At 64.6% G+C, this 18,491-nt stretch carries 18 protein-coding genes; 10 read left to right on the top strand and 8 right to left on the bottom strand.

From position 1 onward, the window contains the following. Positions 1 to 4 precede the first annotated feature (4 nt). The 3 genes from CH268_RS10480 to CH268_RS10490 are packed head-to-tail and all read right to left on the bottom strand — an operon-like array spanning position 5 to position 3,029. Positions 5 to 652: a TetR/AcrR family transcriptional regulator gene (locus CH268_RS10480; protein WP_094663756.1), complete on the bottom strand. Its 648-nt coding sequence runs from the start codon at positions 650 to 652 to the stop codon at positions 5 to 7. Further along, positions 649 to 1,494: an SDR family NAD(P)-dependent oxidoreductase gene (locus CH268_RS10485; protein ID WP_094663759.1), complete on the bottom strand. Its 846-nt coding sequence runs from the start codon at positions 1,492 to 1,494 to the stop codon at positions 649 to 651. Before CH268_RS10485 ends, CH268_RS10480 begins: the two co-directional genes overlap by 4 nt. Continuing rightward, complete coding sequence (locus CH268_RS10490; RefSeq protein ID WP_255182341.1) at positions 1,491 to 3,029, bottom strand: flavin-containing monooxygenase; 1,539 nt, start codon at positions 3,027 to 3,029, stop codon at positions 1,491 to 1,493. The genes CH268_RS10485 and CH268_RS10490 overlap by 4 nt, the downstream gene beginning before the upstream one ends. A 12-nt stretch (positions 3,030 to 3,041) precedes the next feature. Between CH268_RS10490 and aroQ the strand changes: the two genes are divergently transcribed. Beyond that, on the top strand, positions 3,042 to 3,743 hold the full coding sequence (aroQ, locus tag CH268_RS10495; protein WP_053068702.1) for a gamma subclass chorismate mutase AroQ: 702 nt from the start codon (positions 3,042 to 3,044) through the stop codon (positions 3,741 to 3,743). 161 nt (positions 3,744 to 3,904) lie between these two features. After that, positions 3,905 to 5,614 carry a ribonuclease J gene (locus CH268_RS10500; RefSeq protein WP_045841016.1) on the top strand — a complete coding sequence of 570 codons (1,710 nt, stop codon included), beginning with the start codon at positions 3,905 to 3,907 and terminating at the stop codon, positions 5,612 to 5,614. Between the two features lie 40 nt (positions 5,615 to 5,654). On the opposite strand, the gene CH268_RS10505 is transcribed toward CH268_RS10500, so the two are convergent. Both CH268_RS10505 and CH268_RS10510 read right to left on the bottom strand, forming a co-directional pair. Then, the gene (locus tag CH268_RS10505; protein ID WP_032383326.1) at positions 5,655 to 6,059 is read right to left on the bottom strand and encodes a MerR family transcriptional regulator; all 405 of its coding nucleotides are present in this window, start codon (positions 6,057 to 6,059) and stop codon (positions 5,655 to 5,657) included. Positions 6,060 to 6,093: 34 nt separating this feature from the next. Beyond that, positions 6,094 to 7,602, bottom strand: a complete 1,509-nt coding sequence (locus CH268_RS10510; RefSeq protein ID WP_369597503.1) for a SulP family inorganic anion transporter — start codon at positions 7,600 to 7,602, stop codon at positions 6,094 to 6,096. A gap of 173 nt (positions 7,603 to 7,775) precedes the next feature. Between CH268_RS10510 and CH268_RS10515 the strand changes: the two genes are divergently transcribed. Then, positions 7,776 to 8,669, top strand: coding sequence for a LysR substrate-binding domain-containing protein (locus CH268_RS10515; protein WP_094663765.1), 894 nt, complete (start codon positions 7,776 to 7,778; stop codon positions 8,667 to 8,669). Between the two features lie 140 nt (positions 8,670 to 8,809). On the opposite strand, the gene CH268_RS27890 is transcribed toward CH268_RS10515, so the two are convergent. From CH268_RS27890 to CH268_RS10530, 3 genes are all read right to left on the bottom strand, one after another. Further along, positions 8,810 to 8,977: a hypothetical protein gene (locus tag CH268_RS27890; RefSeq protein ID WP_156158493.1), complete on the bottom strand. Its 168-nt coding sequence runs from the start codon at positions 8,975 to 8,977 to the stop codon at positions 8,810 to 8,812. Positions 8,978 to 9,262: 285 nt separating this feature from the next. After that, positions 9,263 to 9,658: a universal stress protein gene (locus CH268_RS10525; protein WP_027495308.1), complete on the bottom strand. Its 396-nt coding sequence runs from the start codon at positions 9,656 to 9,658 to the stop codon at positions 9,263 to 9,265. Further along, positions 9,655 to 10,554, bottom strand: coding sequence for a 2-hydroxyacid dehydrogenase (locus tag CH268_RS10530; RefSeq protein WP_169879418.1), 900 nt, complete (start codon positions 10,552 to 10,554; stop codon positions 9,655 to 9,657). The genes CH268_RS10525 and CH268_RS10530 overlap by 4 nt, the downstream gene beginning before the upstream one ends. 436 nt (positions 10,555 to 10,990) lie before the next feature. Between CH268_RS10530 and CH268_RS10535 the strand changes: the two genes are divergently transcribed. Genes CH268_RS10535 through CH268_RS10565 form a run of 7 tightly spaced genes read left to right on the top strand, consistent with a single transcriptional unit; the run spans position 10,991 to position 18,357 of the window. Further along, positions 10,991 to 12,568, top strand: a complete 1,578-nt coding sequence (locus CH268_RS10535; RefSeq protein WP_094663769.1) for an ABC transporter substrate-binding protein — start codon at positions 10,991 to 10,993, stop codon at positions 12,566 to 12,568. A 1-nt stretch (position 12,569) separates the two neighbouring features. Next, entirely contained in the window at positions 12,570 to 13,499 is a 930-nt protein-coding gene (locus CH268_RS10540; RefSeq protein ID WP_094663771.1) for an ABC transporter permease, read from the top strand. Between the two features lie 4 nt (positions 13,500 to 13,503). Next, the gene (locus tag CH268_RS10545; protein WP_032387567.1) at positions 13,504 to 14,490 is read left to right on the top strand and encodes an ABC transporter permease; all 987 of its coding nucleotides are present in this window, start codon (positions 13,504 to 13,506) and stop codon (positions 14,488 to 14,490) included. Beyond that, positions 14,487 to 15,512, top strand: coding sequence for an ABC transporter ATP-binding protein (locus tag CH268_RS10550; protein ID WP_094663773.1), 1,026 nt, complete (start codon positions 14,487 to 14,489; stop codon positions 15,510 to 15,512). Before CH268_RS10545 ends, CH268_RS10550 begins: the two co-directional genes overlap by 4 nt. Continuing rightward, on the top strand, positions 15,505 to 16,500 hold the full coding sequence (locus CH268_RS10555; RefSeq protein ID WP_027495302.1) for an ABC transporter ATP-binding protein: 996 nt from the start codon (positions 15,505 to 15,507) through the stop codon (positions 16,498 to 16,500). Before CH268_RS10550 ends, CH268_RS10555 begins: the two co-directional genes overlap by 8 nt. Continuing rightward, on the top strand, positions 16,497 to 17,237 hold the full coding sequence (locus CH268_RS10560; protein WP_080731235.1) for a sulfite exporter TauE/SafE family protein: 741 nt from the start codon (positions 16,497 to 16,499) through the stop codon (positions 17,235 to 17,237). Before CH268_RS10555 ends, CH268_RS10560 begins: the two co-directional genes overlap by 4 nt. Before the next feature lie 46 nt (positions 17,238 to 17,283). After that, complete coding sequence (locus tag CH268_RS10565) at positions 17,284 to 18,357, top strand: SDR family oxidoreductase (RefSeq protein WP_094663775.1); 1,074 nt, start codon at positions 17,284 to 17,286, stop codon at positions 18,355 to 18,357. Positions 18,358 to 18,491 lie beyond the last annotated feature (134 nt).

The raw sequence follows: 18,491 nt of genomic DNA on the forward strand, positions 1-18,491 counted from the left end.
GACTCTACGTCTGCAGCGGCGCGACGATATTGGCGAGCATGGTCGCGATCGTGGCGACGACGATGCGGCGATCCGCGGCGTAGTCGCTCTGGTACCAGGTCATGGCGGTGTGGCTGATGGCGCCGATGGCAGCGGTGGCGAGCAGGTCCACGTCGAGCTCCGGGCCCGACGGCACATCACCGGCCAACGTGCGGAGGTAGCCGAGCAGCAGGGTGCCGAATTGCTGCATCACCGTCAGATACGTCTGCTCCACGCGAGGGCTGACGCCGAGCACCTCCATCCACACCACCCGGGCGAGGTGCGGGTCCTCGACGACTCGGAAGAACGGTTCGAGCAAGTGTTCGGCCACCGCTTTCAGGTCGCCGTCCGGATCCACCTCGGCCATGGCCTCGGACACGGAGTCGGTCAGGTGTGCAATGCATTCTGCGTAGACGGCGAGCAGAAGATCCTCGGTCTTGTCGAAATACTGGTAGAAGTGCCGATCGGCGATCTTGGCCTCACGGCACAGTCCACGGACGGTTGCGGCGCGGTACCCGACGCTGCCGAACACCCGCAGTCCCGCGTCCAGCAACTGTCGCCGCCTGCGATCGTCGCGGTCGGCCGCGCTTTCACCGCCGTAGGCGCGGCCGGCCGCTTCGGACACCGTGCTCATGACTGTCGGGCATCCAGTTCGGCAGTCAGACGGATCAATTCGGCATCCCGCTCCATCGCGGCGTCCATGATCGGGTTGACGATGCCGCGCAATATCGAGATCGGGATCCAGCGACCGGGCACGGCGATGCGCGCCGCCCGGCGTCCGATGCCTCGTACGGCCACGCGGGCAAGCTTGTCCGGTGTGATTGGGCGGAGCAGTGGCGAGGGAAAGGCGCGGGCAGTCATCGCCGTAGCGACGGTGTCGCCGCCGAACGCAACGTCGGCGATCGGCGTCGCCACCCACCCCGGATACAGCACTCCCGCTGTTGCTTTCGTGCCCGCGAGTTCCGCACGCAGAGCGCGACCGAGTTGTTCCACCGCCGCCTTCGAGGCCGCGTACGGTGCGTTCGCCAGACCGTTGAGGTAGGCGTACGTCGAGGAGGTGAGCAGCACGTAGCCCCCGGACTCGACGATGTGCGGCAGCGCCGCTCGCACCGTGTTCCACACACCGACGAGATTGACCCCGATGACTCTCTCGAAAACACCATCGTCGACGGAACGGATCGTCGATGCCTCTGCACCGCTGGAGATTCCGGCGTTGGCCAACACGATGTCGAGCGAGCCGAAGGTGTCGATCGCGGTGGCGACCGCCGCGTCGAGTTGCTCTCGCACGGTGACGTCGGCATGGGCGATCGCTACGCGCTGGTTGCCCAGCTTCGCAGCAACCGACTCGAGATCGGTCGACTCCATGTCGACCAGGACGATCGAGGCACCGCGCCGATGCAGTGCTGCCGCCACAGCAGAGCCGATACCGCCTGCCGCACCGGTGATCAGCGCTACCTGGCCCGAATGATTCTTCATGCCGATACCTCGTCCTTCGTCGTCACGTCGGTGGACGACCGATGGATGTGATGGGCTTCCGGCCGAAAACGCTTGGCCCACCGTCGGAACGTGAAGCTGAAGCCGGGGAACATTGCGACAACATGCCCGGATTTCGACTGGTACCAGCTGTGGCAGCCGCCGTCCTTCCAGACGGTGCCGTCCATCTCGCGGTGAATCGTGTCGGTGTACTCCTGCTCGGCGGCGGCAGTGACCTCGATGGCGGTTGCACCCGTGCGCTGAACTGCGTCGACGGCTCGAACGATGTACTCCATCTGCGCCTCGATGAGGAAGATGGCGGAGGTGTGCCCGATCCCGGTGTTCGGCCCGGTGACCACGAACAGGTTGGGGAAACCGGGAATCGTGGTGCCGAGGTAGGCGCGGGGATAAGGATCCCAGACCTCGGACAGCGCCCGGCCGTCCCGCCCGATCACCGGATACGAGATGACCCCGTCGGTGGCGTCGTATCCGGTCGACCACACCAGCAGGTCGACGTCGACGTGTTCCCCCGAGGTGGTCACGATCCCGGTTTCGGTGATCTCGGCGATGCCGTCGTTCTTGTCGTGCAGGGTCACGTTCGCTTCTCCCAGTGCGGGATACAGCGTGTTGGACAGCAGCACGCGCTTGCACCCGATGGTGTAGTCGGGGGTGACTTTCGCCCGAAGCTGGGAGTCCGGAACCTGAGACTCGATGTGCTTCAGGGCAGTCCGCTGGGCCACGGCTTTCAGCATCCGCCGCGAGTACTTGAATCCGATGATGCGGGTCTCGAGGCTCCAGTAGATGCCGGCTCGCACCAGCCGACGAATGGGCTCGAATCGCAGCAACTTTCGTTGCAGCGGCGTGAATTCGCGATCGTGACGCGGCATCACCCAGTGTGGCGTGCGCTGGAAGACGTGCAACGCTTCGACGTCGGGCTGGATCGCGGGGATCACCTGTGCGGCGCTGGCACCGCTACCGACGATGGCTACCCGTTTTCCGGCGTGATCGTAGGAAGTGTCCCAGTCGTTGGTGTGGAACTGCTTGCCGCGGAACTTCTCTCGGCCTGAGAACGGGGGGATCACCGGGGTGCTGAGCGGCCCGGATGCATTGACGACGAACTTCGCTGCGTAGTCACCGCGCGACGTGGTGATCAGCCAGTGATCGCCGACCCATTGGATCTTCTGAACGTCGGTGTCGGCATGTGTGCGTTGCGGCAGCCCGTTGGACTCGAGCACGTGCTGGGTGTAGCGCTCGAGTTCCTCCCGCTCGGCGAACATGCGCGACCACTCGAACGGCTCGGAGGCAATGGAGTACAGGGGACTCTGCACGTCGACTGCCGCGCCCGGGTAGCGATTCTGCTTCCAGGTTCCACCGAGAAAGGGCCTTCGCTCGAGAATGACGAGGTCGTCGATACCGCGGTCGAGCAGGGCTTTGGCGGCGCATTGACCTCCGAAGCCGCTACCGATGATCACCACCGTATGAATACGCATATCGACGAACCCCTCCAGCACAAGACGCAATCCGATGTTGCGTGTCATCACATTAAAGTGATGACGTGTGATTCCGCAATGGCGGTTCCCTTGTTGTTCACCGTCGTCGGGCACTATCGGCGTCGAACCGTCGAACGAAAGGTGCGTGAGATGTCTCCTGAGGTGTCCTTACCGGCAAACGCGTCGCGGCTGCGTCGCATCGCCAGAATTGCCGTGATCTCAGCGGTCGTACCGCTGGTCCTGTTACCGACGGCGGCGACGAGCGCGGCCGAGACGCCTGCCGAGAATCTGCAATCTCTGACCGACGTTCTTGCAGACCGTCTGGCCACCGCAGACAGCGTGGCCGCGGTGAAGTGGAAGACAGGCGGCCCCGTCAGCGATCCCGAGCGCGAGGCCCAGGTGATCGATGCGGCGCAGAACGCTGCCATCGGGCTCGGACTTGCACCAGAACGCGCAGGGACTGTGGTTCGCGACCAGATCGAGGTGGGCAAGGCGATCCAATCGCTCCGCCTGGCCCAGTGGCACGCCGATCCGGCCGGCGCTCCCGATGCGCCCGCGGACCTCGCGCCGATCCGGGAACGCATCACCGCACTCACTTCTGCGGTGGTCACCCAGCTTGCCTCGAACGCGCAAGCCCTTCGATCACCGACGTGCTACACGGACCTCGTCCAAGCGGTCGTTGCCACGAACACCGCCCACGACAGGGACATCGTGCACGCTGCAGCCTTGGTTGCTGCATCGCGTTCACTCTGCACCCCCTGACGACACGAGCGCCGGCCGCGAGATCGACGTGGACGACGAGCTGTCCCATGGCTCGAGGACGGCCATGACACGGTCGGCATTCCACCCTCGACGGCGAGCAATGCGTGGATCTTCGGACCGGGGTCGAAGCCAGGTCGGCAGTCCCCCGTAGCGTTGAGGTCATGTCTAGATCACCACGCCAACGCAGATCCCCCGCCGCACCTCGAAAGCGATCCTCCTCAGCGCTGTCGGCAGGGCACCTTCGCGTGATCGCGACGGGCGGTCTCGGCGAGATCGGCCGGAACATGACCGTCTTCGAATTCGACGGAAAGCTGCTCATCGTCGACTGCGGCGTGCTGTTTCCCGAGGAGCATCAGCCCGGCGTCGACGTCATCCTCCCCGACTGGAGTTGCATCCGGGATCGCCTCGACGACGTCGTTGCCATCGTTCTGACGCACGGGCACGAGGACCACATCGGCGGCGTCCCGTATCTGCTGCGCGAGCGTGGCGACATTCCCGTCATCTCGTCGCGGCTGACGCTGCATTTCCTGGCTGCCAAGTTCGAGGAATTCAAGGTCTCGACCACGCTGATCGAGGTCGAGGCGGGGCAAACCCGGCAGGAAGGCCCGTTCGAGCTCGAGTTCATTGCCGTCAACCACTCGATCCCCGACGGTCTGGCCATCGCCATCCGTACCGACGCCGGGCTGGTGCTGCACACCGGTGACTTCAAGATGGACCAGTTCCCGCTGGACGGTCGGATCACCGACCTCCGTAGCTTCGCACGCCTTGGCGAGGAAGGGCTCGATCTACTCCTCGTCGACTCCACCAACGCCGAAGTGCCCGGGTTCATGGTGTCCGAACGCGACCTGGTCCCGGCCATCGAGAAGGTGTTCCGCGAAACTACGGGACGCGTGATCGTGTCGAGCTTCGCCAGTCACGTGCACCGCATTCAACAGGTACTCGACGCCGCACACGCACAGGGCCGCAAGGTGGCGTTCGTCGGCCGATCGATGGTGCGCAACATGAAGATCGCGACCGACCTGAGCTACCTCGACGTTCCCGACGGCCTCGTCGTGGACCTCCCGAAGCTCAATCGGCTTCCGGCCAACAAGATCACGCTGATCTGCACCGGCTCCCAGGGCGAGCCCCTCGCGGCGCTGTCGCGGATGGCGTCGGGCGAGCATCAGATCAAGGTCGGCGACGGCGACACCGTGCTGATGGCGAGCAGCCTGATCCCCGGCAACGAGAACGCGATCTACCGCGTCATCAACGGCCTCGTCGACAAGGGTGCACGCGTGGTGCACAAGGGCAATGCGAAGGTGCACGTCTCCGGTCACGCCAGCGCCGGCGAGCTCGTCTACTGCTACAACATCCTCGAACCCGCCAATGTGCTTCCCGTACACGGTGAGTCGCGGCACCTGCGTGCCAATGCCGATCTCGCCATCAGGACCGGTGTTCCTCGCGATCGCGTGATCATCGCCGAGAACGGAAGCGTCATCGACCTGTACGACGGCGTCGCGCAGATCACCGGCTCCGTCCCCATCGAACTGATCTACGTCGACGGCAGTGCCGTCGGTGGCGTGACGGAGGATTCACTGGCCGAGCGTCGCCTCCTCGCGAACGAGGGCGTGCTGACCGTCATCGCCATCGTCGATCCCGACACCGGCCTGCTGGTCGACGACGTCGACTTCATCGGACGCGGATTCGCTCATGAGGCAAACGCTTTCGACTCGTTGGCCAAGGCGATCGGCAAGACCCTCACACGCGAGAGCGACGTCAAGGTTGCCTCCCGCGAAAACATCGAGAAGCGCATCGTGCAGGAATCGGCCCGCTGGGCCAAGCAGACCCTGGGCCGCCAGCCCCTCATCGTCCCGGTGGTCGTGGACGGCTAGAACTGGGCGGTCAGATTTGGGCCGGTCAGATCTGGGCCGGTCAGATTTGGGCCGCTGCGCCGCGAGTCGACAGCACCTCGGTCAGCTCCTCGGCGTAGGCGAGCTGCCGCCGCAACGTGCGGCAGCTTTCCTCGGCCTTGGTGTGACACTCACGAACGAAGGCCGCGGCCGACGACCTCGCGTCGTCGGTCGCGTTCTCGTCGCCGAGAATGTCGAGGGATTCGAGTAGCTGTTTCATTTCGGCCAACGTGAAGTCGAGTGGCTTCATCCGGCGAATGACGAGCAGGCGTTCGACGTCGGACTCGGTGTAGAGCCGGAAGCCGCCGACGGTCCGAGCAGAGGGCGTGACCAGACCGACATCGTCGTAGTGACGAACCGTGCGAATCGACAGCTCGGTTCGCTGAGCTACCTGCCCGATCTGCATGTGTACGCCGTCGTCTGTCATGTGCCGCCTCTCTTCGCCCGACCAACCACCCTAGTCAGTGCTCGGCAGCCAGGTTCCCACTGAGACGATCGTGCCGCTCGGTCGACGGCGCGTTCAGGCCCACGATCTCCACCGTCTTGCCCTTGGCGGCGTACTTGGTGGTGATGGCGTCGAGGGTCGCAACGGTCGACGCGTCCCAGATGTGCGACTCGGACATGTCGATGACGACATTCTTCGGATCTCCGACGTAGTCGAACTGGTAGATCAGATCGTTGCTCGACGCGAAGAACAACTCGCCCTTGACGGCGTAGACGCGGGTGTCGTCGTCGGGATGTGCGACGTCGACAACCTCGGTCAGGTGCGCAACCCGCCTGGCGAACAAGACCATCGCGGTGATCACTCCGACGACGACGCCGTACGCGAGGTTGTGGGTGACCACGGTGACAGCCACGGTGGCCACCATGACGAGAGTTTCGCTCTTGGGCATGCGGCGCAACGTCTTCGGGTGAATGCTGTGCCAGTCGAAGGTGCCGACCGACACCATGATCATCACGGCGACCAATGCGGCCATCGGAATGAGTGCGACGATGTCGCCGAGACCGACCACCAGGATCAGCAGGAAGGTGCCGGCGAGGAACGTGGAGATACGGGTGCGGGCACCGGAGACCTTCACGTTGATCATGGTCTGGCCGATCATCGCGCAGCCGCCCATACCGCCGGTGAATCCGGTGACCAGATTCGCCACGCCCTGGCCCCAGCCCTCACGAGTCTTGTTGGAGTGCGAGTCGGTGATGTCGTCGACGAGCTTGGCCGTCATCAGTGATTCGAGCAGACCGACCAGGGCAATGGCCAGAGCGAACGGCGCGATGATCGACAGGGTGTCGAACGTGAACGGCACGTCCGGGATCAGGAACGACGGCAGCGAGGACGGCAGTTCACCCTCGTCGCCCACGTCCGGGACGGCCAGCGCGAAGACGAGTGTGACGGCGGTGAGGATCACGATGGCGATCAGAGGTGCCGGCACGACAGTGGTGAGCTTCGGCAGGAAGAACATGATGAGCAGTCCGACGGCGACCATCGGGTAGACCAACCACGGCACCCCGATCAGGTACGGCACCTGTGAGGTGAAGATCAGGATAGCCAGCGCATTGACGAATCCGACCATGACACTGCGCGGAATGAATCGCATCAACTTGGCGACACCGAGGACGCTCAACACGATCTGCAGCACTCCCCCGAGGATGACCGCGGCAATGAGGTAGTCGAGGCCGTACTCGCGAGCCAAGGGGGCGACCACCAGGGCGATCGCTCCGGTGGCCGCGGAGATCATCGCCGGTCGACCCCCAACGATGGAGATGGTGACGGCCATCGTGAACGACGCGAACAGGCCGACGCGCGGATCGACACCGGCGATGATCGAGAACGAAATGGCTTCCGGGATCAACGCCAGCGCCACCACCAGTCCGGCAAGAACCTCGGTCTTCAGTCGCCTCGGTGAGCGCAACGCACCCAGCACCGAGACGTCTTCGACGGCGGTGCCGGGCACCTGGGCAGCTCGAGACACGACGACTCCGTTCGATGGTTACGAGGGACGACAACCGGGATGGGCGTCCACTCCGCGAGCAACTCTACTCTTACCGGAGGGAAGGTTACCAATCATCGAAGCACGGACGACGTGCGCTAGATTTATACGAAAAGGCACGCCGGAACTCCCAGCGCGATGCAAGGAATGAATCGATGTTCTCGCTCAACAGGCTGTCCTGTTTCATCGCCGTCGCCGAGGAATTGCACTTCGGCCGCGCCGCCGAACGTCTGCACATGACGCAGCCGCCGCTCAGCAGGCAGATCCAACAACTCGAGAGCGAAGTCGGCGTGCAGCTGATCGACCGCACGAGCCGGTCGGTGACCCTGACGGCCGCGGGATTGGCCTTCCTACCCGAGGCCCGACGCATCCTCGACCTCGCCGAGGGCGCACTGCTGACGGTGCGACGCGTTCCCACCGGAGACCTGGGGACTGTGGTCGTGGGATTCACCGGGGCATCGGCGCATGCGGTGCTCCCGCAGCTGCTAGACGCCGCGCGCGAGAAGCTACCGGACGTGAAAATCGTTCTACGCGAGATGGTCTCGGCGGTACAGATGGAGTCTCTGGCCATTGGCGATCTGGATCTCGGGTTGGCCAGACCCCCGCTCAAGCGACCGGGCATCGCGTCCCGGCCGGTGCTGCACGAATCGTTGATCGCGGCGATGCCCGAAGAACACCCACTGGCCGCAAAGGACGAGCTGTCGGTAGAGGACTTCGACGAGCAGCCGATCATCATGTACTCGCCCGTCGACGCGCGGTACTTCCACGAACTGCTGATCAGCACCTTCACCATCGTCGGGGTCTCACCGCGCTACGTGCAGTACGTGACCCAGGTACACACGATGCTGGTGCTCGTTCGCTCGGGAATCGGACTGGCCCTGGTACCCGAGTCGGCGTCGACCATGCGGCCGGAAGGCGTTGTGTTCCGGCCGGTTCGGACCGTAAAGGAACGCCCCGTCGAACTCGACGCTGCCTGGCGCGTCGACAACGACAACCCGGCACTGCACCGCTTCATGACCGATGTGCTGCCGACGCGTGAGTGGTCGTGATTTTTTCCTGCTGATCGAGGCGTGGTTCGACAGTGCCCGAAGCCGGTCTCGGTCGAGTGCTCGTGTGAATACGGCGCGCCACGAAAGCCGACGAAGGCCCGCACCTGGTTGGGAGCGGGCCTTGTCGGGTTCGTGGGTGCTCAGTCTTTGGGCGGATTGGCGTCTTTGCCAGCGGCGACGTCGCGGAGCCATTGCGGGACCGGCTTGTTGTCGTACTCGCGGAGTTTGATGGACGCTCCTGCGGCTGCTGCGCGTACCTTCCGGCGCTGCTCGGGGGTCCAGGCCCGGCGCGGTTCGGTGGTGGTCATGGGCGCTCCTCGCGGTGTGTTGTAGCCCCCATTGTCGCTGTTGCCGTCGGTTTCCGCTAGGTCGTTGCTGTCGAGGTCGATGTCCACCGACACGAAATTGACACGCCAGCTGGAGCACCGCAGAGGTTCAGGAAACCGCTGAGCGAGATTCTTGGAGCGATGAATCAGCGCATACCCACCGGGAGTTTCCTGCCGATGAGTTTCTGGGCTGCGCTTCGCAACGTCAACCTGCTCACCGGCATCGTCCGGCGACTCGGCACCCGAACCGCCGCACACGCGACCGAACTATCGCGGCGTCCCCACCGGCGGCTTGACGGCCGTCACCGGGCAGTGCGCCTCGAGCAGTACGCGCTGAGAGATGCTGCCCATGAACAACTTTCCGACGGGCGATCGACGTCGGATGCCGATGACGACCAACTGAGCCTGCTCGTCGAACGACAGGTCGATCAGGTTGTCGGCGTGCGAGCGGCCGGCCTCGTTGTCGTGAATCTTCGTCGTGACACCGACCGCCGACGCCTCCTCGCGAGCCGATTCGACGGTGGCAGCGAAGTCGGCGTCTGCCGCGCTGTTGTCCTCGGCGACGATGAGCAGATCCGTTCCGCGCATCTGGGCCTCGCGAAATGCGAAGGGCAGCGCGCCTTTTCCTTCGGTGGTCGGCGAGTAGCCGACGACGACCGTCACTTCGTCACCGGCGTGACGAGGGAGCCGTCGGCCAGGAATCGATCGAGGTTCTCCAGTGTCAGTGCTTCCATGGCGGCGCGAGTCTCCACCGTTGCGCTGCCCACGTGCGGCAGCAGCACCACGTTGTCCATCGCGAGCAGAGAGTCGGGCACGTTCGGTTCGTGGGCGAACACGTCCAGACCCGCACCGGCGAGCTGCCCGGAGGCGAGCAGTTCGATCAGCGCCTCCTCGTCGACGACGCTTCCGCGCGCCACGTTGATCAGATAGCCCTGCGGCCCCAGCGCGTCGAGCACCGCGCGATCGACCAGATGGGCCGTTCCCGAGCCGCCCGAGGCGGCGACGATCAGTACGTCGACGCTCTCGGCGAGCGCTACAGGACTGGCCGCGTACACATACGGTGAACCGTCGATCTCGTTGCGGTTGTGGTACGAGATGGGGCATCGGAATGCGGTGAGCCGGTCCGCGATTGCAGATCCGATCCGGCCGAGCCCGATGATCCCGACTCGTTTGCCGGTGACCTGACGGGTCAGCGGAGTGTTGCCCTCGGCCGGCCAGCGGCCGGCCCGTACGAATCGCTCCGCGGACGAGAGCCCACGCACGGTGTCGATCACCAGGCCGACAGCAAGATCCGCGACGCAGTCGGTGAGCACGTCCGGGGTGTTGCTGACCCCGATGCCACGCTCGGTGGCCGCGTCGACGTCGGTGGTGTCGTATCCGACTCCGAAGTTCACGACGGCTCCGAGCTGCGGCAACCGCTCCATCAGCGCTGCGTCGACGCCGGTTCGGCCGGAGGTGACGACGGCGGTGATCGACGGGCCGTGTTCGGCCAGGAACTGCTCACGCTCGTCCCCGTCGGGCAAGGTCAGCGCGTCGTAGTCGGCAACCAGAGTGTCCATCAGGGACGGCTTCAGCGGCCCGACTCGGAGCACGCGGCCCCCTTGGCGTGAATCTTGTTGCAACACAGACTTTTCCTGTTGACCGGTGGTCACCGTTGTTCTCCTCGCGATGTGGTGGAGCGTGCGCGTTTCCTGTACGGTATGCCGCTTCTCGGATACCTGTCCAACACGCAAATAACATGGACCGATACCCAAACGGCATGAACATGACCCTCAGCATGCAGGTAGACCTAACCCGTTTGGACGTTCGACCTGCTCAGAGGCGCTGAACTGCGAGCATCCGCACTGATCCAGCACGATTGTGACGTGGATAACGAGCCGAAACGTCGCTTTCGTCCGGTTGACGGTGGAGATCACCCACTCCTACCGTGTGTCTACCGTCACAGATCCGAATGCGGCTCGATGACGCGTATCCCTTTTCCCACTGGAGGCCACCATGAGCCCTGCACTCTCCGTGCAGCAGGGACGGACCCGTCGCGTCGCCGCTATTGCTGTTGGCGCACTATCACTTTCATTGATCGCAAGCGGCTGCACCGTCGCGAACTCGAGCAACGGAACCGCAGCCCGCGCAGACACCCTGCGCATCGTTCTGCCTCAGGAACCGCCCACCCTCGAAGCCTGCGACGTATCCCTGACGTCGGTCGGAGTGGTCACGCGCTCGAACATCACCGAGCCGCTGATGGAGCGCAATCCGAGTACGGGTGATCTCGAACCGAAGTTGGCGGACTCGTGGGAGCAGACCTCGGACACCGAGTGGACGTTCGCCATTCACCCCGGCGTGACGTTCAGCGACGGCAGCCCCTTCGAAGCCGAGGATGCAGCGTTCTCCATCGACCGCACCGTCAACTCCGAACTGGGATGCAACGTCGAGGGATACGTCTTCGGCGACGCCGACCTGGTGGTGAAAGCCGTCGACCCGTTGACGCTGACGGTGCAGTCACCCGAGCCCGATCCCATTCTGCCGCTGCGGCTCTCGTTTGTGGAAATGGTTCCGCGCACTTCGAGCTACACCGAGCGGGTACGCGAACCGATCGGCACCGGCCCGTTCGCGATCGAGCGGTGGGACTACGGCCAGAAGCTCTCCCTGGTACGCAACGAGACCTACTGGGGCCCGAAGCCCGAATACGCCAGGGCCGAATACCAATGGCGCAGTGAAGGCAGTGTCCGCGCGTCGATGGTGACCAACGGCGAGGCCGAGATCGCCACGTCGGTCGGACCGGAGGACGGTGCAGGCGACCTCGGCGTGGCCTATCCCAACAACGAGACCACGGCACTGCGCATGCAGGCCGCGCAACCGCCACTGGACGACATGCGGGTTCGGCAGGCGATCAACTACGCCATCAATCGCGACGGCATCGTCAAGGCGTTGTTCCGCGGACTCGGTTCACCTGCAGCACAGCTCATTTCCGAGGGCGTCGTGGGATACAACGAGGACCTGACTCCCTGGCCCTACGACATGGACGAGGCCAGGACGTTGATCGAGCAGGCCCGTGCCGACGGGGTTCCGGTGGACACCGAGATCCGCCTGATCGGACGCACCGGACAGTTCCCCAAGATCAACGAGACAGTAGAGGTCATCCAGAACTCGCTGTCCAAGATCGGCATGAACGTCAAGATCGAAATGATGGACGCCGCAGGAACCGCCGAGTACCAGGAGCGGCCGTTCCCGGACGTCGGTCCGTACCTGCTGGTCATCCAGCACGGCAACCAGGCCGGCGACTCCGCCTTCACGGTCGATCAGTACTTCACCAGTGATGGGTTCCAGAGTGCCTACGGCACAGCGGACTTCGACAAGGAGATCGCCGCTGCCGGCGCTCTCACCGGAGAAGACAGGCAGGCCGCGTACGCGCAGGTCTTCGCGGACGAGCCGAAGGACATCATGCAGATGGCCTACATCGCACACATGAACGGGGTGTTGGCGAAGGCCGCCTCCGTGGACTACACCCCGGACTCGGCCACGGTCGACGAAATGCATCTGGCCGCGATGACCCGCGCCGAGACCGAGAGGCCCTGACATGTTCAGATTTCTGCGCCGACGGATCTACACCAGCCTGATCCCGCTGTTCGTCGTCCTGCTGGGCGTCTTCTTCCTCGCTCGGCTCACCGGCGATCCCACCAGCCTGTACCTCCCCGAGTCGGCCACCCAGGCGCAGCGCGAAGCGTTCCGCGCCACCAACGGCTTCGATCAGCCGGTCCTGACTCAGTTGCTTGACTACTTCAAAGGTGTCGTACAACTCGACTTCGGGCAGTCACTGCGCACCGGCGAGGACGCGTCGGCAATGGCCCTGCGCGCCTTCCCCGCAACGCTGCAGCTGGCGTTCGCAACGATGTTCCTCGCCATCCTCGGTGCGGTGATCATCGGCTGCTGGGCCGCATACCGGCCGAACTCGCTCGCCGATCGCATCTCGAGCCTGCTGTCGATGACGGCGGCGTCCATTCCCGACTTCTGGTTCGCCATCATGGGCGTCTACGTCTTCGCCATCCTGTTCGGTTGGCTGCCTACCTCCGGGGTGGACAGCGGAATGCTCTCGTGGGTGTTGCCGATCGCCACGCTGCTCATTCGACCGCTCGGCGTCCTGACTCAGGTCGTCCGTGGCGCGATGGTCTCGGCACTGTCGGCACCGTACGTTCGATTGGCGAGAAGCAAAGGGGCGGGCGACCTTCGAGTTGTCACCCACCACGCTCTGCGCAACGCCGCGGCACCGGCGCTGACCGTGGCCGGCGACCTGATGGTCGGACTCGTCAACGGCGCGGTGGTCGTCGAAGCCATCTTCGGCTGGCCGGGTATCGGAAAACTGATGATCGACGCCATCCTGCAGCGCGACTTCGCTGTTCTGCAGGCGGCCGTGTTGTTGACGGCGGTGAGCATCTTCGTGCTCAACATCGTCATCGATGCCTGCTATGCACTGCTCGATGCCCGGGTTCGCGACAAGGCGAAGGTCTAAGAACATGTCACTCGACTTCGAAGCACCGAAAACATCCGAGCCGGAGGATGTTCCACCGACGGCTCCGGTGGAAGCCCGCAAGGCGTCGGCCCCGCTGTGGAAGCTACTCCTGCGGGACCGGGTCGCCACCGTCGCTGCCGCAATCCTGGTGCTGGTCTTCCTCACCGCAATCTTCGGCCCGATGTTGGTCGGGGACGCCGCCACCGACCAAGATCTCGATCGCTCGAACCTGCCACCGTTCACCCTCGACACCGGTTGGATGAACATCCTCGGCACCGATCCATTGGGACGCAGCATGCTGGCCCGATTGATCGTCGCCAGCAGAACCACACTGTCGGTAGCCATTCCGGCCGTGATCCTCTCGGCGATCATTGGCTCGTTCATCGGAATGTGGGCCGGCTTCCATCGCGGTTGGCGCGAGACCGCGGCGATGCGCGTAGCCGACGTCATCCTCAGCTTTCCGTCCCTGCTGATGGCCGTCGTCGTGCTCTACGTCTTCTCGCCCAGTGCCGCGAACATCGTTCTGGTCCTGACGGTCACGCGTATCCCGATCTACCTGCGTACCGCCCGCGCCGAGTCCGCAGAACTGCAGAGTCGGTTGTTCGTGGACGCTGCCCGTACGTTCGGCGCGAAGAGCGGATCGGTGATCAGACGCCATGTGGCCCCGATCCTGCTGCCGACCCTGCTCACCGTCGCGACCCTGGACTTCTGCTTCGTCATCCTGGCCGAGTCGTCACTGAGCTTCCTGGGCATCGGCATTCAGCCGCCCGACGTCTCCTGGGGCCTGATGGTCTCGCAGGGCCGTACCTACCTGCAGACCGCCTGGTGGCTCTCCTTCTTCCCCGGCCTCGCGATCGTGTTGACGACCGTCTCGGCCACCGTTCTCGCCGCCTGGGCCCGCATCGCCACCGATCCCGCGCAGCGGTGGCGACTCAATGTCCCCCGCTCCAAGCGGTCTCGCCTGATCCCCGCACGAAAGGTCGTCTCATGAGCGCACCGGCAACCAGCGCACCGTCGGCGCGACCCGACACCGGCAGTGTCGCCCTGGACGTACGCGGACTGACCGTCGACCTGCGAACGCCGTCAGGCGTCATTCGCGCCGTCGACAACGTCACCTTCAGCGCACGCCGCGGTGAAACCCTGGCTCTGCTGGGCGAATCCGGCTGTGGAAAGTCGATGACGGCACAGGCCATCGTCGGGTTGCTCGAGCCGATCGCCGACATCACCGGCGGCTCGGTGGAGATGGGCGACGTCGATTTGGTCACCGCCAAGACCAAGGTGCGACGCACCATCGCGGCCACAGAACTGGCCATCGTCTTCCAGGATGCACTGACCGCACTCAATCCCGTCTACACCGTGGGAACTCAACTGGCCGAGCCGTTTCGGATCCACCGGGGTATGTCGGCCAAGCAGGCGCGAGTCGAAGCGATCGCCCTGATGTCCCGCGTGGGTATCCCCGAGCCCGAATCACGCGCCGACTCCTACCCGCACCAGTTCTCCGGCGGCATGCGGCAACGCCTGCTGATCGCGATGGCTGTGGCCCTGAGTCCGTCGGTACTGCTGGCCGACGAACCGACCACCGCCCTCGACGTGACCGTGCAGGCGCAGATCATGGCACTGCTCAAGGAATTGCGCACCGAGCACGACATGGCCGTCGTACTCATCACCCACGACCTCGCTCTGGTGGCCGAAGAGGCCGATCGAGTGGCAATCATGTACGCGGGCAACGTCGTCGAAACCGGGTTGGTTTCGGAGGTGTTCGGATCGCCGCGCCACCCCTACACCAAGGGTCTGCTCGACTCGGTCCCCGTCCACGCCGTCCGCGGCGAGGATCTCAAATCCATCGGCGGCACCCCGCCGGATCTGCACTCGATCCCCGACGGATGCGTCTACCAAGCACGCTGCCCCATCGCCCGTGAGATCTGTATCAGTAGCCGCCCGCCGCTCGAATCCGTCGGCAACGGCCGCCTGTCGGCCTGCCACTTCCCGAACGAGGTATCGCGCAATGTCTGAGCAACTGTTGACCGTTCGTGGCCTGAACAAGACCTTCGACGTCGGCCGCGGAAAGCTCCGCGCCCTGGACTCCATCGACCTCGACCTGCGGCGGGGCGAAACCCTCGGCCTGGTCGGCGAATCCGGCTGCGGCAAGTCCACCCTCGCGCGGACGTTGATGATGCTCGAACGCCCGGACTCGGGCACCGTCGCCTTCGACGGCACGGATCCGTTCGCGCTCCGCGGCAAGGAACTCCTCGCCTGGCGCCGCCGCGTACAGATGGTGTTCCAGGATCCGTACGGTTCACTGAACTCACGCATGACGGCCGGGGACATCATCGGTGAACCATGGCGAACCCACAAGAGCCTGTACAAGACTCGACGTGACCGCTCCGCGCGGGTGCGTGAGCTGCTGCATCTGGTGGGCTTGCGGCCGAGCGACGAGAACCGGTTCCCACAGGAGTTCTCCGGCGGTCAGCGCCAGCGCCTCGGCATCGCGCGCGCTCTGGCACTGAACCCCGACGTCATCATCTGCGACGAGCCGGTGTCGGCTCTCGATCTCTCGGTCCAGGCCCAGGTGCTCAACCTGCTCAACGATCTGCAGAAGCAACTCGGCATCTCCTACGTCTTCATCTCGCACGATCTCTCGGTGGTCCGGCACGTCGCCGACCGAGTCGCGGTGATGTACCTGGGCCGCATCGTCGAATCAGGCGCTACGGAGGCAGTATTCGATCGGCCCGCCCACCCCTACACCGCAGCGTTGATGTCGGCCGCACCCACACTCGACGCGTCGAGCCGCGGCGACAAGATCCTGCTGAAAGGCGAGGTGCCGTCGCCACTGAATCCGCCGTCGGGATGCCGTTTCCGTACTCGCTGCTGGAAGGCGACCGACCTGTGCGCGAGCGACGCACCACCCGTCGCACACGACGCCGACGAGGCCGATCATGTTGCCGAATGCCATTATCCGCTCGTGGCAGGAAATCTCGGTCTCGTCGCCGCCGGAACATGACACTCACGCACCTGAGTGTCACCGGCTTCGTCGTCGTCGCCCTCGCGATCTTCTTCGCATCCGCGATGCAGGCGTCGATCGGCTTCGGCATGGGCATGCTGGCCGCCCCCATCGTGGCCATCGTCGACCCCGGACTGGTACCGGGAACGCTGATCATGCTCGCGGTCGTGGTCAGCGTGCTCGTACTGGTACGCGACCGGACGGCTCTCGATCTCTCGGGAGCCGGATGGGCACTCGCCGGACGACTCCCCGGCTCGGTGGTGGGTGCGCTGCTACTGGTCCTGTTGCCCGAACGCGGGCTGGCGATACTGTTGGCACTCGTGGTCCTGGGCGGCGTCGCGCTGACGTCGTTCGGCTGGGTTCCGTTGCCGCACAGACGTAATCTCGTCGTCGCCGGGGCCGCGTCGGGAGTTCTGGGAACCGCCACCTCCATCGGTGGGCCACCGATGGCTCTGGTGTGGCAAGGCAACTCCGGAGCCGAACTCCGCAGCACCATGAGTTGCTTCTTCCTCGTCGGCTCGATCATTTCCATCGCGGTGTTGACGGTGGCCGGAGCGGTCAACAGCCACACCGCCACGCTGTTCGCGTTCCTGGCCCCAGCGACAGTTCTGGGGTTCCTGCTCTCTCGGGTGATCAACCGAGTTCTCGATCGGCGACGCCTACGTATCACGGCAATCGCCGTCTCGGCCGTGGGCGCGATCGTGCTCGTCGTCCAGCAAGTACTGGCCCTGACGTGAGTGAAGCGTCACGTGTTGCATCGGCTCCAGTGGGTAACCGGATCCGATGACTACGAACACAACGCGCGCGTTGATCGTCGGTGCCACCGGCATTTCCGGGCAGGCGCTGTGCCGCGCAGCACTCGATGCAGGCTGGACCACCTACGGACTGAGTCGGAGCGGCAATACCCCCGTCGACGGCGTTGTGCCGGTCGCGGCGGATCTGCTCGACCCGAAGTCCCTCGAAGACGCGCTGAAGGACGTCCGCCCCGAGGTCGTGTTCTTCACCGCGTGGATGAAGAAGGACTCCGAGCAGGAGAACATCGAGGTCAACTCGGCGACCCTACGCAATGTGCTCGATGTTCTCGGCCCCCTCGATTCGGTGAAGCACGTCGCGCTGATGACCGGACTCAAGCACTACCTCGGCCCGTTCGATGCATACGGTGAGGCCGTGATGGCCGAGACGCCGTTCCACGAAACCGAGGACCGCCTCGACACCCCGAACTTCTACTACGCGCAGGAAGACGAACTGTTCGCCGGCGCAGACAAATCCGGGTTCGGATGGAGTGTGCACCGCGCTCACACCGTCTCCGGTTTTGCCGTGGGCAACGCGATGAACATGATGCTGACGCTGTCCGTCTACGCGTCGATCTGTAAGGAACTGGGCGAGAAGTTCGTCTTCCCCGGCTCCGAAACCCAGTGGAACGGCTTGACCGACCTCACCGACGCCGACCTGCTCGCCGAGCAGATGGTCTGGGCCGCAACCGACGACAACGCGCGCAACGAGGCGTTCAACATCGCCAACGGTGACGTCTTTCGCTGGCGCTGGCTGTGGCCGCAGTTCGCCGAGCACTTCGGCGTCGAGCCCGAGGGCTTCGACACCGAGCCGCGTCCCCTCGAACCCCGCATGTCCGATGCGGCCGCCGCGTGGAAGCGCATCGCCGAGAAGCACGATCTGGTGGAGAGCGATGTCTCCCGCCTGGCGTCGTGGTGGCACACCGACGGTGACCTCGGCCGCGACATGGAATGCCTGACAGACATGAACAAGTCCAAGAAGGCCGGCTTCCTGGGCTTCCGCTCCACGCCCGATGCCATCGCCTCGGTGATTCAGCGTTACCGAGATGCGCGCCTGATTCCCTGAGTGCCTGCGGCAGTGGTGCGGTTATGTGCCCTCCGGGGGCTGTTGCATTTTGATGGTGGGGTGTCTCGAGTGTCGAGGCACCCCATTGTCGGTGGTGCGGGACAATGTGTTGGTGGCGAAGGGTTATCGACCGG

Source organism: Rhodococcus sp. 06-1460-1B, from assembly GCF_002258475.1.
Taxonomy (GTDB): Bacteria; Actinomycetota; Actinomycetes; order Mycobacteriales; family Mycobacteriaceae; genus Rhodococcoides; species Rhodococcoides fascians.

Bases quoted from the DNA above. Each gene is read 5' to 3' on its own strand.
- CH268_RS10480 (WP_094663756.1), bottom strand. From the start codon at position 652: ATGAGCACGGTGTCCGAAGCGGCCGGCCGCGCCTACGGCGGTGAAAGC.
- CH268_RS10485 (WP_094663759.1), bottom strand. From the start codon at position 1,494: ATGAAGAATCATTCGGGCCAGGTAGCGCTGATCACCGGTGCGGCAGGC.
- CH268_RS10490 (WP_255182341.1), bottom strand. From the start codon at position 3,029: ATGACACGCAACATCGGATTGCGTCTTGTGCTGGAGGGGTTCGTCGAT.
- aroQ (WP_053068702.1), top strand. From the start codon at position 3,042: ATGACGTGTGATTCCGCAATGGCGGTTCCCTTGTTGTTCACCGTCGTC.
- CH268_RS10500 (WP_045841016.1), top strand. From the start codon at position 3,905: ATGTCTAGATCACCACGCCAACGCAGATCCCCCGCCGCACCTCGAAAG.
- CH268_RS10505 (WP_032383326.1), bottom strand. From the start codon at position 6,059: ATGACAGACGACGGCGTACACATGCAGATCGGGCAGGTAGCTCAGCGA.
- CH268_RS10515 (WP_094663765.1), top strand. From the start codon at position 7,776: ATGTTCTCGCTCAACAGGCTGTCCTGTTTCATCGCCGTCGCCGAGGAA.
- CH268_RS27890 (WP_156158493.1), bottom strand. From the start codon at position 8,977: ATGACCACCACCGAACCGCGCCGGGCCTGGACCCCCGAGCAGCGCCGG.
- CH268_RS10530 (WP_169879418.1), bottom strand. From the start codon at position 10,554: ATGGACACTCTGGTTGCCGACTACGACGCGCTGACCTTGCCCGACGGG.
- CH268_RS10535 (WP_094663769.1), top strand. From the start codon at position 10,991: ATGAGCCCTGCACTCTCCGTGCAGCAGGGACGGACCCGTCGCGTCGCC.
- CH268_RS10540 (WP_094663771.1), top strand. From the start codon at position 12,570: ATGTTCAGATTTCTGCGCCGACGGATCTACACCAGCCTGATCCCGCTG.
- CH268_RS10545 (WP_032387567.1), top strand. From the start codon at position 13,504: ATGTCACTCGACTTCGAAGCACCGAAAACATCCGAGCCGGAGGATGTT.
- CH268_RS10550 (WP_094663773.1), top strand. From the start codon at position 14,487: ATGAGCGCACCGGCAACCAGCGCACCGTCGGCGCGACCCGACACCGGC.
- CH268_RS10555 (WP_027495302.1), top strand. From the start codon at position 15,505: ATGTCTGAGCAACTGTTGACCGTTCGTGGCCTGAACAAGACCTTCGAC.
- CH268_RS10560 (WP_080731235.1), top strand. From the start codon at position 16,497: ATGACACTCACGCACCTGAGTGTCACCGGCTTCGTCGTCGTCGCCCTC.
- CH268_RS10565 (WP_094663775.1), top strand. From the start codon at position 17,284: ATGACTACGAACACAACGCGCGCGTTGATCGTCGGTGCCACCGGCATT.